Origin of the sequence: Plantactinospora sp. B5E13 (genome assembly GCF_039871775.1) — a bacterium.
GTDB lineage: Bacteria > Actinomycetota > Actinomycetes > Mycobacteriales > Micromonosporaceae > Plantactinospora.
The window spans coordinates 1-21,080 of sequence record NZ_JBDPLT010000031.1 but is presented as its reverse complement, the minus strand read 5'-3'; the positions used below and the strand labels follow the sequence as shown (position 1 = coordinate 21,080).

The 21,080-nt window shown below is 69.8% G+C and carries 14 protein-coding genes; 8 read left to right on the top strand and 6 right to left on the bottom strand.

The window, feature by feature from the left end:
• The first annotated feature begins 30 nt into the window (after positions 1 to 30).
• Together ABGB05_RS24395 and ABGB05_RS24390 are read left to right on the top strand one after the other, a co-directional pair.
• On the top strand, positions 31 to 513 hold the full coding sequence (locus ABGB05_RS24395; protein WP_347655815.1) for a hypothetical protein: 483 nt from the start codon (positions 31 to 33) through the stop codon (positions 511 to 513).
• A 169-nt stretch (positions 514 to 682) separates the two neighbouring features.
• Positions 683 to 2,560: a hypothetical protein gene (locus ABGB05_RS24390; protein WP_347655814.1), complete on the top strand. Its 1,878-nt coding sequence runs from the start codon at positions 683 to 685 to the stop codon at positions 2,558 to 2,560.
• Between the two features lie 2,119 nt (positions 2,561 to 4,679).
• Here the strand turns inward: ABGB05_RS24390 and ABGB05_RS24385 are convergent.
• Entirely contained in the window at positions 4,680 to 5,030 is a 351-nt protein-coding gene (locus tag ABGB05_RS24385) for a DoxX family protein (protein WP_347655813.1), read from the bottom strand.
• A gap of 370 nt (positions 5,031 to 5,400) precedes the next feature.
• Between ABGB05_RS24385 and ABGB05_RS24380 the strand changes: the two genes are divergently transcribed.
• Positions 5,401 to 6,594 (top strand): FAD-dependent oxidoreductase, encoded by a 1,194-nt coding sequence (locus tag ABGB05_RS24380; RefSeq protein WP_347655812.1) that lies wholly within the window; start codon positions 5,401 to 5,403, stop codon positions 6,592 to 6,594.
• Positions 6,591 to 7,508: an RNA polymerase sigma-70 factor gene (locus ABGB05_RS24375; RefSeq protein ID WP_347655811.1), complete on the top strand. Its 918-nt coding sequence runs from the start codon at positions 6,591 to 6,593 to the stop codon at positions 7,506 to 7,508. The genes ABGB05_RS24380 and ABGB05_RS24375 overlap by 4 nt, the downstream gene beginning before the upstream one ends.
• Positions 7,509 to 7,786: 278 nt before the next feature.
• Here ABGB05_RS24375 and ABGB05_RS24370 read toward each other — a convergent pair whose 3' ends face one another.
• A complete protein-coding gene (locus tag ABGB05_RS24370; RefSeq protein ID WP_347655810.1) occupies positions 7,787 to 8,584 on the bottom strand; it encodes a maleylpyruvate isomerase family mycothiol-dependent enzyme in 798 nt (265 codons plus the stop codon).
• Positions 8,585 to 9,037: 453 nt separating this feature from the next.
• On the opposite strand from ABGB05_RS24370, the gene ABGB05_RS24365 reads away from it, so the two are divergent.
• On the top strand, positions 9,038 to 9,694 hold the full coding sequence (locus ABGB05_RS24365; protein ID WP_347655808.1) for a hypothetical protein: 657 nt from the start codon (positions 9,038 to 9,040) through the stop codon (positions 9,692 to 9,694).
• 3 nt (positions 9,695 to 9,697) lie between these two features.
• Complete coding sequence (locus ABGB05_RS24360; RefSeq protein ID WP_347655807.1) at positions 9,698 to 9,958, top strand: hypothetical protein; 261 nt, start codon at positions 9,698 to 9,700, stop codon at positions 9,956 to 9,958.
• 597 nt (positions 9,959 to 10,555) lie between these two features.
• On the opposite strand, the gene ABGB05_RS24355 is transcribed toward ABGB05_RS24360, so the two are convergent.
• On the bottom strand, positions 10,556 to 11,461 hold the full coding sequence (locus tag ABGB05_RS24355; RefSeq protein WP_347655806.1) for an RICIN domain-containing protein: 906 nt from the start codon (positions 11,459 to 11,461) through the stop codon (positions 10,556 to 10,558).
• A gap of 13 nt (positions 11,462 to 11,474) precedes the next feature.
• The gene (locus ABGB05_RS24350; RefSeq protein ID WP_347655804.1) at positions 11,475 to 16,076 is read right to left on the bottom strand and encodes a hypothetical protein; all 4,602 of its coding nucleotides are present in this window, start codon (positions 16,074 to 16,076) and stop codon (positions 11,475 to 11,477) included.
• Positions 16,077 to 16,230: 154 nt separating this feature from the next.
• Between ABGB05_RS24350 and ABGB05_RS24345 the strand changes: the two genes are divergently transcribed.
• On the top strand, positions 16,231 to 16,944 hold the full coding sequence (locus tag ABGB05_RS24345; RefSeq protein WP_347655803.1) for a hypothetical protein: 714 nt from the start codon (positions 16,231 to 16,233) through the stop codon (positions 16,942 to 16,944).
• A 695-nt stretch (positions 16,945 to 17,639) separates the two neighbouring features.
• Here ABGB05_RS24345 and ABGB05_RS24340 read toward each other — a convergent pair.
• Complete coding sequence (locus tag ABGB05_RS24340; RefSeq protein ID WP_347655802.1) at positions 17,640 to 17,813, bottom strand: hypothetical protein; 174 nt, start codon at positions 17,811 to 17,813, stop codon at positions 17,640 to 17,642.
• Positions 17,814 to 17,908: 95 nt separating this feature from the next.
• Here ABGB05_RS24340 and ABGB05_RS24335 point away from each other — a divergent pair, with 95 nt between their 5' ends.
• Positions 17,909 to 20,026 carry an N-6 DNA methylase gene (locus ABGB05_RS24335; RefSeq protein ID WP_347655800.1) on the top strand — a complete coding sequence of 706 codons (2,118 nt, stop codon included), beginning with the start codon at positions 17,909 to 17,911 and terminating at the stop codon, positions 20,024 to 20,026.
• Positions 20,027 to 20,533: 507 nt separating this feature from the next.
• Here the strand turns inward: ABGB05_RS24335 and ABGB05_RS24330 are convergent.
• Positions 20,534 to 20,896 carry a hypothetical protein gene (locus ABGB05_RS24330; RefSeq protein ID WP_347655799.1) on the bottom strand — a complete coding sequence of 121 codons (363 nt, stop codon included), beginning with the start codon at positions 20,894 to 20,896 and terminating at the stop codon, positions 20,534 to 20,536.
• Positions 20,897 to 21,080: the final 184 nt, after the last annotated feature.

Below are 21,080 nucleotides of genomic sequence, written 5' to 3'. Positions count from 1 at the left end.
TGGAAGCGTGGAAAACGGCGGGGGGATGGCGTGAGCAAGACGGTGTCGGTCGACTTCGGCGGGCGTTGGTTCTGGGCGTACGACGTCAGCGTCGGGATCCTGCTCCTGGAGGCCATCCAGGTGGCCACGGAGACGCCACCCGGGCAGCGGCCGCCGAACGTGGACGCCGTGTTGGCGGACCTGCGGACCCAGGTGCAGGTCGGCGCCAGTTTTGCCTTCCCGCTGGACCCCGACGAGTGGGACAGCCGGCAACGGGCCTTCGCCCGCGCGATCATCGCGGAGGCGGGACGCCGACTGCGCGGGTACCGGACGATCACGTCGACGGAGGCCGCCGAACGGTACGTGATCGACGGTGAGCCGTACTTCGTGCGTGGACACAAGCGGATCGACTGCGAGGTGGTCGCCGACCTCGCCGAGGCGATCGAGGCGCTGATCGAGGACCGACTGCCGCCGGTGCCCGTACCTGGTCGGCACTGGTTCTTCGGCGTGCCGGACGGGCCGCGCACCCTGTAAGGAACTGAGCATCGACTCAGCCCCAACCCACCCGAGCAGGCAGTACGACGACATCCGGCCCGTACCGGTCCAGAGTGGAGGTTTATCGGGCGGGCGGTTGTCGGGTTGTCGACCGATGCCTGTCGTGGTGCGCCGCCGGCCCGGAGAGTGCTCCGATCGGAGGTGGACGATGGGGCAGCCGGCCGGCGAGACCGTCATGATCCGCGACTGGTTCAGCGTGCCCCGGGTGCCCGCCGCGACCCGGGCCGCGGTGTACGGGACCCGTACCCAGGATCCCCGGGTCGAGTTCGTGGCCCTGACCGTCAAGTACTGGGTGGACGCGGGCGCGACCAGGTCGATGACCCGGACCCGGGTGCTGGCGGCGATGAACGACCGGATCACCCCGGACAACGTCTGGGACCTGGTCTCCATGCTCGGCAAACTCGGGCTGGCCGAGACGTTCTTCGACCTGGCCGGCACCGACGTCGACCGCGACGGCGCGTTCCGGCGGTTCCTGCTCGGCCTCGACCCGGTGCTGCTGGACGCGATGCGCCACTACGCGGCCTGGAACGGCATCAACCCGAAACTCTTCCTGGACGGCTTCGCGGTCGGCGTCGCCGAGTCGTTCGCGACCGTGCTGGTCGACCTCGGCAAACTGGTGCAGCTGATCGGCCGGCTGCAGCAGGAACAGTTCGCCACCCTGATCGTGCTGACCGTCGACCCCCGGGCCGGCGTACACCGGCTCGCCGAGCAGGTCACCGTGGTCCGGGAGGCGTTCGGCGGGATCGTCGCCGCCCTCGACCCGGCGACGGTCCCGGACCGGGTCGCGGCGCTGTGGCGGGGTTGGGAGGACGAGTTCGGCCGGCACCTGGCCAACCTCGACCCGTTCGCCGCCGGACGGCAACTCGGCCGGATCGCCGGCGACCTGTTCCAGATCCTGACCGGGCTGGTCCAGCTCGCCCGGCTGCTCGGCGGGGTCGCGGTCCGGGCGGCCCTGCGCTACGCCCCGCTGCTGCTGGCCGGGGTACGCGGCACCGCCGCACAACTGCGCCTGGTGACCGGGCAGCTCGCCGCCCTGCTGGTGGCGATCGGGCGTACGGTGATAGCCGGCACGCCCCGGGTCGGGATGGCGGTGCTGCGTACCCTCTTCCCGCCCGAGGTCCTCGGCCCGCTGGTCCGGCAGGGTCAGGCGCTGATGGCCGACGCCGAACTGATCCTGACCATGATCACCCAGTCGGCGCACGCCGAGGCGTTCGCTGGTACTGCTGCCGGTACCCGGTTCGGCATGCTGGTCAGCGAGAACGGCAAACCGGTGTTGATGGCGAGCATGTCCGAGACTGTATCGTCAGCCGGCCGGCAGGCGACCCGGGCCGAACTGAACGAGGCCCTCGACGCGGTCCTGGCCCGGCTCGACGACGTGTTCCGCAAGGTCAAGCCACCGAAGGTGGCACGCGACGTCCGGCCGGCCGCGGTCCGGGCCGCGATCGCCGCGCAACTCGAACAACGGCTGAGCACCATCTTCAACCGGACGCTGCAGACCGTGGCGTACCAGGAGTTCCGGAAACTGCGCCAGGCTGGGCAGGCGCAGCCGTGGCGACTCGGGCAGAAGGTGCACGAGCGGATGGCCCGGGAGGTCGCCGCGCTGCTCGGCGAGTCGCCGGGGCTGCGGGCGTACGCCGAGAAGAGTCTCGGCACGGTCGTCGACGCCGTACGGGCGGCGAACCCGGAACTGGTCCCGGTGCTCAAGGGCGCGGACGGCGTTCACCGGCTTCTACGCGACCTCGCACGAGATGACGTACCGGGGGTTGTCCGCTCTGTTCAAGACTCCACTCTGAGAGGAACTCGATGGGAAAAGTCGTCGTCGCGAACGCCGACACCGACACGCTCGGCTTCAGCACCGCACACTCCGACCAGTACGTCTACTCCAACTACTTCGTGCCGGTGCTGCTCACCTTCGACGACGGCCAGACGCCGATCCTGCCGTTCTACGTCAAGCAGGCGCTGGTCGAGGCGACCCGCTACGGCACCATCGACGACGGCCGGCTGGCGCACCTGCTCAAGGAACTGAACGAAGGTCTGGTCGGCCAACGCGACCTGGACCAGGCCCACGAGTCGCTGCCCGGCGTCGACTCGGGGATGATCCGCGGCGAGCCGCCGGCGCGGCGGCAGAGCCTGCTCGGCGACCAGGCGGCCGAGTTCGTCGCCGGGCTGCTGCAGTCCGACATCGGCATCGCGTTACTCGACCGGACCCGGATCCGCCCGGTCGGTTTCGCGCTCGGCGAGCACGTGTACGCGCTGGCCCTGGCCCCCGCCGGGGAGGCGGTGCTGGAGCAGCGGACTTACACCAAACGGGAGCTGACCCTCGAGGAACAGAACGAGACCGAGCAGCAGACCGACGTCGAACTGACCAGCGCGTTGGCGACCGAACTACAGGAGGGCTTCGAGCGGCAGAAGTCGCTGACCGACACCTGGGGGCTGAACGCCAGCCACACCGGCCAGTACACCAGCCCGACCGGCCCGTGGGGCACCTTCAATGCCAGCCACACCATCGGTTTCACCACGAGTGTCACCGAGGCGAGTCAGGAGAGCAGCCGGCGGGCGGTCAAGGACAGCCAGACCGCCACCTCGAAGGTCGCGGCCCGCTACCGTACCCAGCACCGGACCGACTTCAAGCTGGTCACCGAGACCGGCATGGAGACGACGTCGAAGCGGACCGTCCGCAACCCGAACCGGGTCACCCCGATCACCCTGCACTACTTCAAGGTGCTGCAACGCCTCGAATTGGCCCACGAACGGTACGGCGCCCGGATCTGCTGGGCACCGACGATCAAGGACCCGGCGCTCGCCTTCGCCAGGAAGATCGCCGACGGGCGGCAGCGGATCCGGGACAACGCCCTGGCCGCGCTGCCGCCGGTGCCGACCAGGCCGGAACGGCCACCGGCCCCGGGGATGCCGCCCAGCGTCGAGACCCGGGTCTTCCACTCCCCCGTCGTCACCCTCGACAAGTGGGGCATCGTCGGCGACATGAGCGCCGACTACGACATCGACATCCCGTACGACAGCGACTGGGTGTGGGACGGCGACATCGCGTTCATCAAGCAGAACCTCAACCTGATCACCCGGCGCCCGCCGGAGAATATCGCCGCCGACACCGCCGGCATGCCGATCGCCACCTCCGCCGACGGCCAGCCGGTGCTGCGGGTCCGGGTGCACGTCGGGGCCGGCATGTGGATCGCCGGCCCCGGCGCCAACCTCCAGGTGGCGGCGAACTTCCGGCGTACGCTCAGCAACAACAACCAGGTCGCCGACGACACCGCCCACAACGCCCTGGTCGCGCAGTACGTGACCGAGCTGCAGGACTGGCAGGCGAAGCGGGACGAGGCGCTGGAGGCGGCGGCGGTCGCGGCCGACGAGTTCGAGGCGCGGCTGCGGGCCGGCTTCTCCCCGGTCAACGAGATGGTCTCGCAGATCGTCGCCCAGCACTTCCCGGCGAGTGTCCGGGACGAGGCGTGGGAGATCGACTTCTGGCACCGGGTCTTCGACTGGGAACGCGCCTCGTTCGTCTCGTACCCCGGGTGGTGGTCGGCCGGCGACGCCCGCGCCCCGGAACGCGACCCCGGCGACTTCCTCAACGCCAGCTGGGCCAAGCTCTATCTGCCGGTCCGCGCCGGTATGGAACTGACCGCGCTGCGCTGGATCTTCGGCAAGGTGGTGGCGACCCGGCTCCCGTTCACCGTCGAGGAGCGGCTCGCCGCGTTCGTGGAGGAACTGAACACCTTCCGGACCGGCACGCTCGGCACCCCGGACGAGATGCCGGAGCTGAAGGAGGAGTGCCAGCCGGCGCCGGAGAAGGTCTACTGCCTGGCGAAGTGGACCGAGCTGATGCCGACCGACGGCACCCACCTGGAGGTGGTGCAGGGCGTCACCACCTCCGCCGACGCGGTGACGGCGAAGGAGATCAGCGACGCGGAGGAGCTGCGCGCGGCGCTGCTCGATGGTGAGCGGGAGACGAACCGGCTCAAGACCAGGGCGTACGACCAGATGACCGGGACGGCCGACGTCGACGTACACGTCGGTGCGCCTGCGACGAACGGCGACCGCACGCCCTGACCGCGGACCGTGGGCGGCGCCGGTTGTTGCGGGCGCCGCCTCTTTGCTCCTCGTCGTGTCCCGGAGACCGGGTACGGCTATCCGTGGTAGGCCAGGTTCAGCGTCAGCGCGGCCACCGCGGTAGCGAGGAACACGACCCCTCCGACCAGCTGACGGGACCCCACCCGCAGGTGCGTGATCAGGGCGCCAATGAAGTACAACACCAGCCCGACGGCGGCGAGTACGCCCAGCAGCGGCACGACAAACCCGGCGAGAAGCCCCAACGCGCCCGCCGCCAACAACAGGCCGAGCACCGGCAGCCACGACCGGGGTACGCCCTTCATGTCCGCCTGGGCCTTCGGATAGTCGTGACCGATCAGGTAGGTGAACGAGGTGATGCCGTTGAGAAGCGCGGCGAGGATGGTGACCGTGACGTAAGCGGCGAACATGGCACTCCTCTGATCGTTTGCTCCGAGGACGGGCCAGCCCTGCGGGATGCGACGACCAGAGGCTGTGAGCTGAGGCACAGGCGGTGGTACCGCCCGGGCGACGGGATTGTCGACGACGTCCGATCCAGCGCGCCCTGTCGGGTCTTCTGCACGCGAGTGGTGTCGACGTCGAGGACGGTGCCGGCGGCGCTGGTCGGCGCGATGTCCGGCACCGGGATCCCGTGCTGGTCGACGAGGATGGAGTGCGCCTCGCCGGGGGCGAAAGCGTGACGCGGGCCACGTCAGCCCCATGTCACGAACGGAAGGGCAGCTTGCGTCTGGTGGTCGTCCGCACGGCGGGAACGACCGACACGAAAGAGACAGCAGAGCGATGAACGCGACAACAACGCAGCAGCATAAGGTTCTGGTCCTGGGCGCCGGCTACGCCGGGCTCTCCGCCGCGATCCAGCTCGCGGCCCGCACCAGGAAGCGCGGGAACGTGCAAGTGACGCTGGTCAACCCCTACGACACCTTCACCGAGCGGCTCCGACTGCACATGACTGCCACCGGCCAGGAGACGGCCGAGATGAACATTCCGGAACTGCTGGACGGCACCGGCGCCGGCTTCGTCCGCGGCTGGGTCACCGCCGTGGACGCCGAGGCGAAGACCGTCCGGATCGACGACGACCGGGTCCTGCGCTACGACACCCTGGTCTACGGCCTGGGCAGCATCGCGGACACCATCGCGGTCCCCGGCGTGGACGACCACGCCTACACCCTCAACAGCCCGGAAGACGCCGCCCTCCTCGCCGACCGGCTGACCCGGCTCGACGGCGGGACCGTCGTGGTCGGCGGCAGCGGCCTCACCGGCATCGAGGCCGCCGCGGAGATCGCCGAACAGCACCCGCAGCTCCAGGCGGTGCTGCTGGGCCGGCAGGAGCCGGGCGCGAGCATGCACCCGAAGGCCAAGGCCTACCTGGACGCGGCGCTCGCCCGGCTCGGCGTGCGGGTCCGCAGCGGCGTCGAGGTGACCAAGGTACTGCCGGACAGCGTCGTCCTCGCGGACGGCTCCAACATCCCGGCGGCCGCGGTGCTGTGGACCAGCGGCACCCGCGTCTCGCCGCTGGCCGCCGCCGCGGGCCTGACCGTCGACGAACGCGGCCGCGTGATCACCGACAGCGCGCTGCGCTCGGTCTCCCACCCGGACGTCTACGCCGTGGGCGACGCGGCGGCGATCCGTCAGAGCTACGGCGTGATGCACGGGACCTGCCAGGGCGGCATGCCCACCGGCGTGCACGCGGCCCTGACGATCCTACGGGTGCTGGCCGGCAAGGAACCCAAGCCCTTCCGCTTCGGCTACTACCACACACCCGTCAGCCTGGGCCGGAACGACGCCGTCGTACAGTTCACCCACCCCGACGACAGCCCACGCCGGATCGTGCTGACCGGCAAGCGGGCCGCGAAGTACAAGGAGACAGTCACCGCCGCACCGTGGTCGACCTTCGCCCGCATGAAGAAGATGCCCGCCTCGGGCGCGTTCTGGCCGCACGGCGGCCGCTACACCCGGATCCGGAGCTCCAAGTGACCCAACCGCAGCAGACCGACCCCGACCAACTCGCCTTCCAGCAATACCGCACCCTGCTCTTCTCCGTCGCCTACCGCATCCTCGGCACCGCCGCCGACGCCGAAGACCTGGTCCAGGACGCCTGGCTCAAGTGGTCGGCGGCCGACCGTTCCGAGGTCGCCGACCCCAAGGCCTACCTGACCCGGATCGTCTCCAACCTGGCGATGGAGCGGCTTCGTTCGACCCGCCACCAGCGCGAGACCTACGTCGGGCCATGGCTGCCCGAGCCGATCCTCACCGGCCCGGACACCGCCGACGGCGTCGCCACGGCAGACTCGGTCTCCATGGCCCTGCTGGTCGTACTGGAGACGCTGAGCCCCCTGGAACGCGCGGTCTTCGTACTGAAGGAGGTCTTCGCCTTCAACTACGCGGAGATCGCGGAGGCGGTGGAACGCTCGGAGACGGCGGTCCGGCAGGCCGCGCACCGCGCCCGCGAACACGTCCAGGCCCGCCGGCCCCGCTTCACCGCCGACCGCGCCCGCCAACGCGACGTCACCGAACGCTTCTTCGCGGCGGCGACGGGCGGCGACATCAACACCCTCATGGAGTTACTCTCCCCGGACGTGACGCTGTGGACCGACGGCGGCGGCAAGGTCCGCCAGGCCCTCAAGCCGGTCGTCGGCCTGGATACCGTGGCCCGTTGGTTCGCCGCGCTCGGCACCGTGACCTACCAGGGCATCGAGCCCGGGCAGATGCGGGCAGAGCTCACCTGGATCAACGGCGGCCCGGGCATGGTCTTCCGCGGCCCGGACCGCGTGGTCGCCACGCTGACCTTCGACTTCGATCCGGAGGGCCGCATCTCGACCATCCACAACGTGGCCAACCCCGACAAGCTCCACGCCGTCGCCGACGGAACTCAGCACGAACTCTCGTGAGCTGCCCGATCGTTGTCGACACCCTCCAAAATCCCCGTGAGCGTCCGGGCCGCTGCCCCAGCACAGCCAAGATGCGGAAGGCTGTGGCCGTCGTGAACCACCTCTGCTGATCGGCCTTCCTGCCTTGCCTGTTGCCGCCACGCGCCCGATAGTCCTGTCCTGACCACCGCCGAGCGGTACCGGTCGAAGAAGGCGGCCTGGGACCACAAGACCGAGCATCGGGCCAGGTACGGGCGCAGATCGTGCTCCACGCGGCTCGGGGCTGCCCCCGCTACGTCCTACCCCTCCGGCTCCCAGGCGCGGAGCAGGTCGAGCAGCCCGGCGTCTCCGTCAACCTGCAGGGACTCGGCCTGGATACGGTCGTACAGGTAAAGGACCAACTCACTGGCCGTGCCGTGGACGGAGGCGCCGGCCGCGTCCGAGTCCTCGCCGGTCGCGGCAGTGGGCGCGGGGATGCGGGTGACGCGTGCGCCGTCGCCGTCGACCGTGAGGCGCCAGGAGCGGCTCTCGGCGGCGTGGAAGTCGAAGGCCGTGGGCTTGTGCGGCCAGGCGCTCTGCGTTGCACAGACGGTGAACAGGAACTCCTCCACACCGTCGAGTGCCACCTCGACCGGCAGCGGCTGCGGGGCGCCCCCGGTGAGCTGGACATCGTACGTGTGCACCGCGGTCTCCTGGACCCGGTGCCGGGCGACACCACCGGAGGTTTGCGGTGACTGCGACGCAGGCCACCACGTCCAGCAACCGCTGCCCGGTCCTGCCTCGCGCAGGGCGTTCAGCAGGAGCTGCGTCGACGCGGCCAGCCAGGCCAGCAGGGCCTCCCGCTCCTGCGGCACCTCCAGAGCGGCCCGCGCGGCGGCGGCCTCGGCCGGGGGACCGTCGGCAGGCCCCGCGCCGACGATGGCGGCCCAGAACCGGTCTCCCCCACCCAGGTGCTTCACCAGATCGAACAGCGTCCACCCGGGGCAGGTCGCCACCTGTGCGTCGAGACTGGGCGCGGCGGCGACCGCAGTACGGAAGGCGGTCGACCGTTCATCAATCAGTCGCAGCAGGTCAGGGAACTCAAGATCTTCTTTCACGCCGGATGTCTATCACCGGCTCCGGTAATAGGACAGCGAGTTTCACAGTCGCCGCCGGTTGGCTGTCGCGGACGTCGTCCTCGCCTCCCACCGCTCGGATGACGAGCTGCGCGCTGCTGCGGGGCGTGTCAACCAAGGGGTCACCCCCGCGTGGGCCGGAGCAGGACCGGATCGAGACTGGTACGGGTTCAGTCGAGGAATCACCGCTAGGTGAACGAGGCGATGCCGTTGAAGACGGCGGCAAGAATGGTGACCGTGACGTACGCGGCGAGCATGGCGCTCCTTTGATCGTTTGCTCCAGGGATGAGCCAGCACTGTGAAACGAGACAGGCTGAGCTGTGACCTGAGCACATACCTCGGTTCGTGAATGGCACCGGATCGTCAGCGTCACCCACGGTCCGCTCACGCCAGTCGCCGACGAACCGTGCGTGGGATCCGTGCCACCATCACCAGATGAATCCGGCCCAGCGACGATCCGACCTGGTCTACCTCGTCGTGGTCTATGACAACTGGCGGGCGCGTAACCGGCCGGCGCAACAGTGGACGGAGGAGAGACTTCGGAACGGCATGACCCGGGTCGGCTCGGAGTGGACCGGCAGACTCGACATCGCCTGGTTCACGGCGGAACTCACCAAGGTCAGGGCGCTACCGGGCGAGTACCCGTCCGGGTCGTACGAACGATGGCGACGGCACGGACTGCCGGCCTGGGCAGCTCTCGCCGCCGGGATACGGCCGACGACCACCGATTGGCTTCGCCACCGTCGGGCATGGTGGCGGCTCTGGCGGTACTGCCGCTGTGGCCTCCGCTGGCCGTGTCCGGACTCGATCGAACACGTGCCCATGCCCTACCAACCGCCGCCCGTGCTGCCGCTGACCCGCCGGGAGTATCGGGCTGCGGTCCGCGCCAACTCGCACGTCGAGCTGACCGAGCAGGAACGGGCCGAGATCCGCGCCCTGACGCCGGACGCACCGCCTCCGGCAAGCTGGTCACGGCCGACCAATGATCGGGCCGGCTGGGACGCGGGCAGCCAGCCGTATCTGACAAACGGCCGCCCGAACACCTTCAGGCAGGGACGAAAGCACCGCGCCGGATGCGGTCAACGGGTATGACCGATGATCGGACCTCAGGAGCGCTGGCATCGGCACCTGCAGCGGAAACATGCGCGGGTTGCCGAACATCAACCGACCACGTCGTACGCCTGTCACGCCTGCGCGGCTCCCCGGCCATGCCGGGAGGCCCGCCTGGCGCTCCTGGCCTCCTTTCGCGGTAACCCGATCGGGTTGATGGTCTACCTCGGCGCGCACCCTGCCCGTGCGCTGCAAGAACTCCCCGGCACCCACCCTGCGCTGATCGCCGTCCAGATCCTGTACTGAATCCCCCGCCGCCACTGACCCGCCTCATCACCCCCAAGCCCGCCCCGGACCGCCTCCCCCGGGTCCGGGGCGGGCGACTCGTGCTGGGGAGTCTGACCCAGCCGCCCTCGTCCATACAGACAAGCCGTGGGACGAGCTGTTCGTGCGGATCAGCTTCCGCGTTACCACCGGCACCCACCCCTCCGTCCCTCCCACCTCCCCGGCCCTTCGCGTCGACGCACGCCGCGATTCCACAGTCAGCTGCGCCGGCTCAAGGAGTGGACAGGCTCACCGTCGGCAGCTTTCCGGCTCGCCTCGGCCCACGGTCGGGTGTTTCGCGTACGACTGGACGCGCGCTGACCGCCGACGGGCCCTCACCCTGCTCCGGAGGACCGGCGACCGGTACAACGAGGCGGACACGCAGCGCAACCTCGGCGACCTCCACGAGTCGACCGGGGACAACCTCGCCAGCGGCGGGGCCTGGCCAGGCAGCGCTGCACACCCAGGAAGAGCTCCGCCACCCCCGAGGCCGAGGAGGCCCGGGAGCGGCTGCGGCGGCTGGACGGCAGCCGCGCCGGGCCACGGGCCGGCGCGGCTGCCGTCTGGCTCTCTGCTCCGCTACACCCACCACAGGTTGGTGCAGAACGTGTAGCTGGGGTCGCCGTACTTCTCGACGCACGCGTCGAACGTCGCACCTGTTTGGTCCACGCCAAACATCGGCGACCAGCGGGTTTGACCTGCCTCGACGGGCAGCACCATCGCCGAACTGTTTCCGTCGGTGTGGTGCCGCCGCATGACGAGTTTGATGGTGTCGCCGGTGCCCGCCTGATAGGTCAGCCGCGCGTAGAAGGCGTGGCAACCGGTCGCACGGATCAGCACCAGGCGCTCACTGCCCCGAGTCACGTCCAGCACCTCGTCGCCACCGCTGGTGTCGCAGTCGGTGACGTCGGGCCACTGACCGTCGCAGGCCGCCGCCCAACACTGGCCCATTCGCCAGTACTGGGCCGCGCTCTCGTTGCAGCCCCACAGCTGAAGGTCGACGCCCTGGGCGAAGTTGCTGTTCGGTACGTCGACGCAAAGGTCCTGGGCGTCGTACGGCTTCAGCAGGTAGTACTCGTAACGCAACCGGGTGATGAGCCAGCGTTGGTTGGCGCTGCCGTCGCAGGCCTGCACCGACACCGAGGAGCCCCATCCGGTGCCGTTGCGGCCGAGGCACAGCCACCGGTCGTAGCCGGGGTGCAGGAACTGCCCGCCCTCGGCAGCCGCCTCCTGGAACCAGATCTGGTTGGACCCGCCGTGGTCGCCGTACAGCTGCGCGGCGGCGCCGTGCCCACCTGAGTAACTGGCGTCCACCACCAGGTTGTAGTCGCCACCGCTGTGGAAGGTCCACTTCGCCCAACTGCTCGGCATGCTCGGATCGAGCGGCGGCGCGGCCATGGCGCCGGTCGCCGGTACGACCACCGCCGCCACGGTCGCGACAAGGGCCGCGGCCGCCAGGGCCAGCGCTCGACGGAATCTCTGCACCGTCAGTTCCTCCTTAGCAGACGTAGAACGTCATGGGTGTGTTGGATGGTGATGCGGAGAGGACGGGAATGGTCAGGTACCGGTCCCCGATGGTCGTCGTGGTTCCGCTCGCGGAGTAGGTGCCGCTGGTCAGGTTGCAGGCGGTGTACATGGCCCCGAGCAGCCTGCCTTCGGCGCCGTTCTCCGTGGCGGGAATCATCTTCAGCCGGGTGCTGCTCTCGGAGTTGAACCCGTCGTAGAAGTCCCACGCGCCGCCGAGTTCGCTGCTGTAGAACGGGTATTCGTCGCATTCGTGGTCGGGTAGCGGATGGTCGCTGCGTGGCACCGGGCAGGGGCTGGTCTGCTTGTACGGGTTCCGGTCCATCCAGTCCCGGGGCAGGATGGCTTCCTTGATTCCGCTGCTGACGAAGTTGAGCTGCACCCAGGTCGGCATCCGGGCCAGCGCGTCATCGTCGTTCTCCGCCGCGCCCAGCGCGTCCCTTGTTGTGACCAGCAGCATCGGGTCGGCCATGCACGGATCGCCGACGACGCCGCCGCGCGCCGTGTAGTCCAGGCACCGCTCGGCGATGTCGAGGGCCTGCTCCGGCGTGACCTCCCAGCGGCCGTTGTCCGGGGTACGGGTGGCGACGTAGTCGAGGATCCGGCGCTGGACCGCCGCCGCGCTGCTCACCCCGCGCAACTGGATGCTGACCAGGTCGGCCAGTTCCCGGTGCCCGGCCAGGGTCGGGTGGTAGCTGGCCCGGCACGGGGTCTCCCGGCCGATGCCGCTGTCGCAGCTGATGATGCCGCCGTTGGTCCAGGGCACCGTCCAGTTGTCGCAGGCCCAGTGACTGATTCCCTCCCGCCACCGTTGGGTGGTGTTGAGGAACCGGATGTCGGCGCCCTCTGCCCGCACCTGGGTCACGGCGTGCGCGATGGTGGCGTTGAGCAGGTCGGCGAGGGTGTTGAGGAAGTACATCTCGTCGGCGAGCAGGCCGACGCACGACGACGAGCCGGGCCGGTCGCCGAAGAGCTGCGGGTAGCCGAGCACCAGGATCTGTGCGTTGGGTGCCTTGGCGTGCACGGCCCGGTAGACCGCCAGCAGGTGCTCGCCGAGCTGGTCGCGTAGCAGTTTCTTCTCGTACACCCGCAGGGCCTCCGGATCGACCACTCCGGTGTCCCGGGTCAGCTTGTGTGAGGCGGAGTAGCAGGGGTCGAGGGCCGCCACGCAACTGCGGATCACCTCGGCGAAGCGCACGTCGTTGCCGCCGATGGTGAGCGTGACCAGAGTGGTTTCCTGGTCGAGGTACCCCTGGTCCACCTGCGGAATTTCGCCGTTGTAGCTGTACGGGTAGCCGAAGTCGCCGGCCGGTCCCCAGTCGGTGTGCCCGGCCTGGTCGTCGGCGGTCGGCGGGTCGTTGTACGCGTCGGTGGTGACGTTGGTGGTCATCGCCCCGGAACAGGCGAGAAGGGCGAACGAGGCGGTCCCGTCGGCGGCCTCCTGCGCGATGGTCCTGGTCTGGCCTGGTGCCCGTATCAGGCTGGGGTAGGCGCCGCTCGCGGACCGGTGGCAGGCGTTGGTCTGCCCGGTGGACCGGACGAAGTCGGTGTTGGGCAGGTACGGCGGGAGCCCTTCGCCGGACGAGTACGAGTCGCCCAGTGCGACGTACACGGCGGACGGCTTGGGGGCGGGGATGAAGGCGACCGCGTCGAAGACGATGGTGTGGCTGCCGACGCCGTCGGCCGTGTGGGTGCTCAGGGTCACCGACGGGGTGCCGTTCACCGGGAACACCCCGAGGTCGACCCAGGTGTGTGCCTGCCAGGCCTGGTTGACCACCCGGTACCGGCGGCGGCCGTCGCCGAGGTCGATGTCGTAACGGGCCTGCCCGGTCCACGCGCCCGTGTCGGGAACGAACACCTTGATCCGCACCCAGCCGTTGAGCGTACGGTCGAGGCGCCAGGTGCCGGTGACCTTGAGTTTGGTCTCCGCGCCCGCCGGCACGTAGTTGGGTCCCCGGGTGAAACCGGAGTAGAAGTGCCCACCGAACCCGGCACCGAACTGGTGGAAGTCGACCTTTGATGGATAGTGACCGGTGCCGTCGGCGGCGAAGGTCAGCCCGAACGTGCCGGCGTTGGTCCAGAACCGGGGGCAGTTGGGCCGGATCGAGGGCACCCCGTCGGGCAGGTTGTCGACGATCAGCGCCGTGCTGGGCAGGCCGGTGGCGTCGCACCTCGGCGGGTACGACGTGCCGTCGTCCTGGTAGGCATAGCCCGGGTCGAACCGGAGCAGCTCGTAGCCACAGCTCTGCGGACAGTCGGGCTTCCACACCGCCGACTGGTGGTACCAGCATCGAAGGTCGTACTTGCCGGCGGCGTTCCGGTTCGCACACGGTCCGGCCGGCTCGTTCTTGACGTCCTCGTCGTCCGGCTGGATCTTGGCGCCCGGAACGCAGTTGTTGCTGCTGTCGCAGAACAGGTTCACCGGCGGCTTGACGTTGGAGCGGTTGATCGGTCCGTTGATGTCGCCGCCGTTCCAGATCGCCGGTCGGAACGCCGCGACCAGGACGTCGGGCGCCTCTGGCAGTTCGATGGGGTGGCCGGCGAAGCCGAGGACCTTCTCCTGGTACGGCCAGTACTGGGGCCGCGCGGCGTCCGCCATGGTCCGGTCGAGGAAGGGATCGCGGTTGGCGGGATAGTGCGGGTTGGCGGGGTTGTTCAGCCACCCGACGCCCCAGGGCGAGCCGTCACCGCGATCCGGGTGGAAGCCGGAGTTGTACGCCCAAAGCGCGAAAAACCAGTTCTCGATGTACCGGGGATCACCGTTGTTGATCACCATGCCGGCCGCCCGGGTCTGGTTCCACTTCGTCTGGAGTATCTGCAGCCCGGCAGCGATGTTCGCGGCGAAGTCGAGGGCGATCGCGCGCTGCGAGTCGTACGGCAGGGAGTCGGGTTCGCCGCGCCGCATCCGGTCGGTCACCTGCATCACGCCGTACCCGCAGTCCGCGTCCGCCCAGTTGATGTCCCAGTCGTCTGCGGAGGTGTCGTTGTAGATGTCGCGTCCGTAGAAGTTGCCGATCAACGGATTGGCGGTGACTCCCGGGAGCGCCCGTCCGGTGGCCTGCCAGAGGTTGGACTCCTGGGCGGCGATGCCGAGCATGACCTGGGCCGGCACGTACCCGCCACCGCTGAGGGCCAGCGGCGGGAAGAGGCCCTGGGGCGTGTAGGCCGGCATGCCGAGGTTCTTCCAGTTGGCCTCCCGCTGCACCGTCAGCACGTTGCGTACGGCCTGGTCGATCGCCCACTCGACCTGCCGTGGCTTGGGCTGCAGGGCCTGGTTGCGCGGGTCGTTGCGGGGCACCGAGCAGGTGCGCTCCGCCTCGACCGGATCGGTCGGGGAGCCGGTCGCGGCGGTCGCGGCGGACCCACCGGAAGGGGCGGACGAGGTCGGTGCCGCAGGGCCGCCCCTCGCCGGAGCCGGGCCACTCGTGGGATGCACCGTGAAGGAGAGTTCCTGGCCCGTCGCCCGTACCCGCATCCGGATGTCGACCGGCCGACGGAGCCGCCGCGACTCCGTCTCCGTCTGCGGGGTCGCCCGCCCCGACCAGAGCACCGAGGTCAGTGCGGTGTCGCCGCGGGTCGAGACGGACGACCCCTTCGGCACGGCCAGCCCGACCGGTCCGCCCGTACCGCCGTGCCAGCTTGTGGTCCCGGTGACGTACACCTGCCCGGTCGCGTCCCTGGTCAGGTCCAGGTCGGTCAGCCCGCCGCGGGCCACGGTACGGGGTTCGGCCGCGCGGCTGGTCGACGTTCCGGTCATGCCCACGTGGTCCACGAACGCCTGGTCGCCGCTTCGGTCGAGATAGCTGACGCCGTCCCGCGCGACCATGACCCGGAAGGGGACGGCACGGGTACGGGCCAGCGTGGCGCGGCGACCGTCGTCGGTGATCCGGACCAACCGGTGCCGGTCGGCGGCGACGATCGTCGAGCCCACCGGGACCGCCGAGGTCACCTGCCCGTCGAGCACGATCGGACGAGCCACCGTACGCCCACGGGCGGCGTCCACCCTGATGATCCGGGTGCGGGCGGCGTCGTCACCGGCTGCCTGGGTATAGACGGCGGTCTCGCCGGCGCCACAGCCCGGGCTGTAGTACGCGAGCGTCGACAGCACCGGTAGCCGGGTCACCGCCCCCGTCTGGAGATCCACCACGGCCGTGAACGCTCCTCGGGAGAAGAGCGCGCCGCTGTTCGTGAACGTCCGCGGGGCGTACGCGACGGCGAGCCGCCGGCCGGAGCCGGTCACGCACGCGTTGCCGATCCACTGGTCCGCGTCGAAGCCCGGCTCGACCAGCGTGGCAGCGGTCCGCCAGGCGTACCCGTCCCGGGCGTCCGCGACGAGGACGTGCAGCCCCGCAGCGTCTCCGGAGACGACCCAGGCACGGTCCGCCGAACTCCGCCACCCCTTGCCGAGCAGACGGTCACGCTGGCTGGCAACGACGCTGGCTCCGCTCTCCTCCACGGCAGCCAGAGCCAGCGACTCGGGCGGGGCGACCGGCGCCCCGGCAGCGGGTGCCGGCCCTACCAGGGTGACGACGAGCAGCGCGGCCAGAGCAGCCGCGACGGAACATCCCAACCGCATGGATACCCTCCGAGGGAGGCGCCGAAGTCGATCGATTTTCATGCGACCGACACGACGAATTCCAGGTATTCACCTGTTCGGATTTGTTCGGAACAGTTCGGCGGCGGCGGGGGACGTCGCTTCTACACGACGGCAGCTCCATGCCCGGTCGTCCGTGACGGAAGGAGCGCTCTTCGACCTGCTCACCGGCCGGCTGCCCTTCGAGGGCGCCACCACCCTGGCCACACTGCGCCACCAGGTGTCCGCTCCCCCGCCGCGTCCCGCCGAGACACGGCCGGAGATTCCCGCGACGCTCGACGACCTGGTGCACGCACTGTTGGCGCCGCGCCCGGACGATCGGCCGGCCAACGCCGCCGAGGTCTACGCCGTACTGGCTCCGCTCTGCACGGACCTGCCGCCGATCCCCGGGGTGCTCCGGGACCCCACCGGTGCGGTGCGGGCGTATTCGGCGATCGTCGAGCGGGTGCCGGCGCAGGCCCACCCCGGGGCGCCACCGGTCGCCGAGCAGACCGGGACCGACCCGGAGCGGGCCGTACGACACGCGGAACAGTTGCACGCCACCGGGGAGCACCGGGTCGCCGCCCGACCGAGGCGACGGCTGACCGAGGAGCGGGCCCGGCAGTACGGCGACGACGACTCCCTGGTGTTCGACTACCAACGACGGGCCGCGCGGGCACACGTGGCGCTTGGCGAGCACAGCCGGGCTCTGCGGCAGCTCACCACACTGCCGCAGAGCCGGTTGCGGACCGACGGACCGGACGGCCCGGCGGTGCTCGACCTGCGAGCCGAGATCGTCCGGCTCAGCACGCGAGAGTCGACGCCACCCCCGCCTCCACTTCCGAGACAGCCACCGGACGCGGATACGTAACTGAACATCCGGGGCAGCAGCGCGGCCTTCTGCTCCGGGAAGCGGCCACCTCCGTACCGAAAGATCTGGGCACAGTTCTGCCCGCGCGTCTCGGTGGTCAGCGCCCGTACGGCGAGCGGCGAATACATGGTGCGGTGCTTCAACCAGGCCGCCTCCTCGCCGTGCCGGTCGAAGCCACGGCCGGTCGCCGCGTGCCCGAAAACGTCGTGGACCGCGCGGAACATGTCGTTCTCCCCGTCGCTGAGGTACGGGTGCGGGTTTCCGCTGGCCGCGCTGGCCCAGACCTTCAGCCGGCGCCGCCGCACGTCATCGAGCATCGACTCGACGTCCTGGTACGGGTCCTCGTCGACAAACCGCACCGAAACACCCAGGCCACCGAACTCGGGTCGACCGACCAGCAGGTGGTACTGCTGGACGGTCTCCCGACAGAACGCGGCGTACGCGGGGAAGGCCCGCTCGTCGCGGACCGGCGCGGCCACGTAGGCGTCGGCGATGGCGGCGCCGATCACCGGGTCACGGCGCACTCGTGCGTACGCGTGTGGTGGCACGGTGGCGGCGGCCCCGGGCGCGTAGCGCCGCGCGCCGGCGCAGACGTACCCGACCGGTGTGAAGCTTGGCGATGGTGCGGTGGACGGCTCGGGTACGAGCAAGGTTGTTCATGGTCCTCCTTCGGTTGTCGGGGTGGATCTGGTCGGTCAGCGGGCGGGGTCCGGGTCCCCGGTCTGCTTCGGCAACTGCCCCTCGCCGGAGGCGGCGGCCTGCTGCTCGCGACGGAGCAGTTCACCGAGCATCCGGATCTCGGAGACCCGACGGTCCTGACAGAACTTGGCGATCTTTCCGATGGTGGTGCTGTGCCCACGACGTGGCATCAGGTCCTCCAGGAGGGGCTGTGAATCGGGATGACAGCATCGTAGCGCGCGTGAACCATGTACACAAGCTCGCTTGTCATGCTAGGGTTCACGCCGTGACAGACGAGCTGAGTCTCGCCCCGGGCGACACCACCCTGACCGCCAGCGGAATCGCCCGCCTGGCCAACGTCGGCAGGGCGGCGGTGAGCAACTGGCGACGCCGGTACGCCGACTTTCCGACACCGGTCGGCGGCAGCCCGGCCAGCCCGCTGTTCGACGCCCGGGCGGTGGAACAGTGGCTGCGCCGCCACGGCCGGCTGCACCAGGCCAGCACCGAAGAGTTGGCTTGGCGTCACATCGAGAGCCACCAGCCGGCGGCGCAGATCAGCGACCTGCTCGGTATCGCCGGCGCGCACCTGCTCGCCCGCGCCGACCAGCTCACTCGCAGCGACCAGCCGGAAGCCGCCGACGACGGACTGCCGACGCCGAAACAGCTGATCAGCCGACTGTGCGCGCTCGACCCGGAACTGGCCACGATGGTGAGCGCCCTGCTGCCGAAGCAGTGGACCGCGCAGCTCAGCGCCCTGCTCGGCACACTCGACCAACTCGCGACAGAGCAGGACGCGGAGACCGCCTTCGAATACCTGCACAGCAGGTACGTCTCCTCCGCCCAGTCGCTGTCCGGCCTCGCCGGCACCCCGGACCCGGTCGCCGAGGTGATGCTGACCCTCGCCGGCACCGGCGCCCGTACCTTCGACTTCGCCAGCGGCACCGGATCGATCCTCCGGATGGCCGCCGACCAGGCCGTGCAAGCCGGCCGGGTCACCCGGTGCCACGCCCAGGAGATCAACCCGCAGTACGCCCTGCTCACCCTGCTGCGGCTGTGGTTCGTACACCTACGGGCCCGGCGCGTCGGACTCGACGCGGAGCCACCCGTCGTCCACGTCGGAGACAGCCTGCTCGCCGACGCCCTGCCGGACCTGCGGGCCGACGTCGTCGTCGCGAACTTCCCGTTCGGCATCCACGACTGGGGTCACGACCGGCTGGCCTACGACCCCCGCTGGGTCTACGGGCTGCCGCCGCGCACCGAGCCGGAACTCGCCTGGGTGCAGCACGCCCTGGCTCACCTCGCCCCCGGCGCCACCGCTGTCGTACTCATGCCGCCGGCCGCCGCATCCCGCCCGGCCGGCCGCCGCATCCGCGCGGAACTGATCCGCCGCGGCACGTTGCGCGCGGTCATCGCCCTGCCCGCCGGCCTGATGCCACCGAGCGGGGTCGGACTCCAGGTCTGGGTCCTCGGCCAGCCGGATCCGCAGCAGCCGCACACCGGAGACCTGCTCGTGGTCGACACCACCGCCGCGCCGGCCGACCGACCGCTCGCCGGGGTCGTCGGTGACGCCTGGCGTGCCTACCGGTCGGACAACTACCAGGAACTGCCCGGCGTCCACCGCACCGTGCCCGCCATCGAGGTACTCGACGACCAGGTCGACCTGACCCCGCAACGCCACCTGCCGCAGGCCCACGACCTCACCGTCGACCCGGCCCAGGTCATCGCCAGGATCAAGGACTTCGACCAGCTGCTCGACCAGCTACGGCACGTCCTGCCCGCGGTGCAACAGGTCCAGGACGCGCCACTGCGGGACGCCCCGCAGGCCGACATCGCCGACCTCGTACGCTCCGGCAGCATCTCCGTCCAGCGTGCGCTGTCGCGCGGCAGCCGCGCCACCGGCGCCAGCGCCGACACCGCCGTACTGACCGGGTCCGACATCCTCTCCGGCGGTCCGGCCAGCGGCCGGACGACCCGCGCCGCCGACGACGAGCCAGGACCACGCGTACGCCCCGGCGACATCCTCGTCCCCGTCATCGGCAACAAGATCAGCGCTCGGGTCGCCACTCCGGAACAGGTCGGCGCCGAACTCGGCCCCGGCGCACAACTGATCCGCGTCGACCCGACCCGTTTCGACCCGTGGTTCGTCGCCGGGGTCATCTCCCGTACGGACAATGCGCGGATAGCCGGCCGATCCTCGATCATCGCCAGCGGCACCCTACGGATCGACGTCAAGCGACTCACCATCCCCGTGCTGCCGTTGACGCAACAGCAGGCGTACGGGCAGGCCTTCCGCCAGCTCGTCGAGTTCCGCACCATCCTGGACAGAGCGGCCTCGACCGGAGCCGTACTGGCCCGGGACATCAGCGACGGCCTGACGATGGGCTCCCTCGGCCTCTCCTCCTGATCCAGCTGCGGATCCATACACGAACCGGGCGGATCGCTGTCGTCGAGGTGGCGGCCGGTCGGTGCACTACGCTCGATTGAGCGTCAGCAACCCGTTACGCTGCACCCAGCTTGACGTTGTTCTGAGACAGCCACCCTGGGAGAGATCTTGCGAAGCAAAGTGATCAAATTCGGCGAGTTTGATCTTTAGCGCCGCAGGTCAGGAAGCCTGCTCCCCGCGCACGCGGGGGTGATCCCGTGATCGTTCGGCCGCGGCGCAGGTCGACGCCCTGCTCCCCGCGCACGCGGGGGTGATCCCGCCTCTATCGCCGGGTTTGTCGCCGACTCCTGAAAGCTGAACCCCAGGGGTTCCGGGAAATTTGATCCCTTTCAGTGGTTTTGAGGGGGTGTTGAAGGTGGAGGACTGGGCTGAGATCCGCCGGTTGCATCGAGCCGAGGGTGTGCCCTGCTTGACGTCACGTAGCCGCGCTGGCCGAGCTGTCGCCCCGCGCCCAGGTTGTGCGGCGTGCTACCGGGCTGGCGGCCACTGCAAGAAGCCGCTCTGAGCACCGTTCGATTCTGGAAAGTTGTCCCAGCCAGGCGGAAAGTCGGCTTGGCCCAGCCTTGCGTTGGTCGTGGTGTCATACTTTCCGGGCCTGATCGGGGTGAAGGCGTTTTCACACACCTGCGTCTCTCCCGCCTTAGCAAAGGTCATAAAACACCGCTTCATGGACTCATCCACTCGAAAGCCGTCACGATCGGCAGAGAGCCACACCCAGACGGTTACGGCCTCCACCGGCGCATAGGAGGTAACTCTGACGGTCATCCTCAAGTAATCACCTTTGACTTCTAGGCAGGGCATCAAACCGATCTTGTCGTCGGCGACCTTCACCGGATTGCCACCCCTGCAGCGCTTCTGGGTCGACGATTCGGCGGATTCCGCCGCCTGAGCCTCGATCCACCGATGAAGATCGGCCCGGCAGGACCCCGGAGATAGAAAGTGCCCTCTGAACTGGAAGGATAGGAGTGCTTCAGGCTTCTATCGCTCGGTTCGAGAGGGCACCTCGCAGGTGAGA

Bases quoted from the DNA above. Each gene is read 5' to 3' on its own strand.
- ABGB05_RS24390 (WP_347655814.1), top strand. From the start codon at position 683: ATGGGGCAGCCGGCCGGCGAGACCGTCATGATCCGCGACTGGTTCAGC.
- ABGB05_RS24385 (WP_347655813.1), bottom strand. From the start codon at position 5,030: ATGTTCGCCGCTTACGTCACGGTCACCATCCTCGCCGCGCTTCTCAAC.
- ABGB05_RS24380 (WP_347655812.1), top strand. From the start codon at position 5,401: ATGAACGCGACAACAACGCAGCAGCATAAGGTTCTGGTCCTGGGCGCC.
- ABGB05_RS24365 (WP_347655808.1), top strand. From the start codon at position 9,038: ATGAATCCGGCCCAGCGACGATCCGACCTGGTCTACCTCGTCGTGGTC.
- ABGB05_RS24360 (WP_347655807.1), top strand. From the start codon at position 9,698: ATGATCGGACCTCAGGAGCGCTGGCATCGGCACCTGCAGCGGAAACAT.
- ABGB05_RS24350 (WP_347655804.1), bottom strand. From the start codon at position 16,076: ATGCGGTTGGGATGTTCCGTCGCGGCTGCTCTGGCCGCGCTGCTCGTC.
- ABGB05_RS24340 (WP_347655802.1), bottom strand. From the start codon at position 17,813: ATGCCACGTCGTGGGCACAGCACCACCATCGGAAAGATCGCCAAGTTC.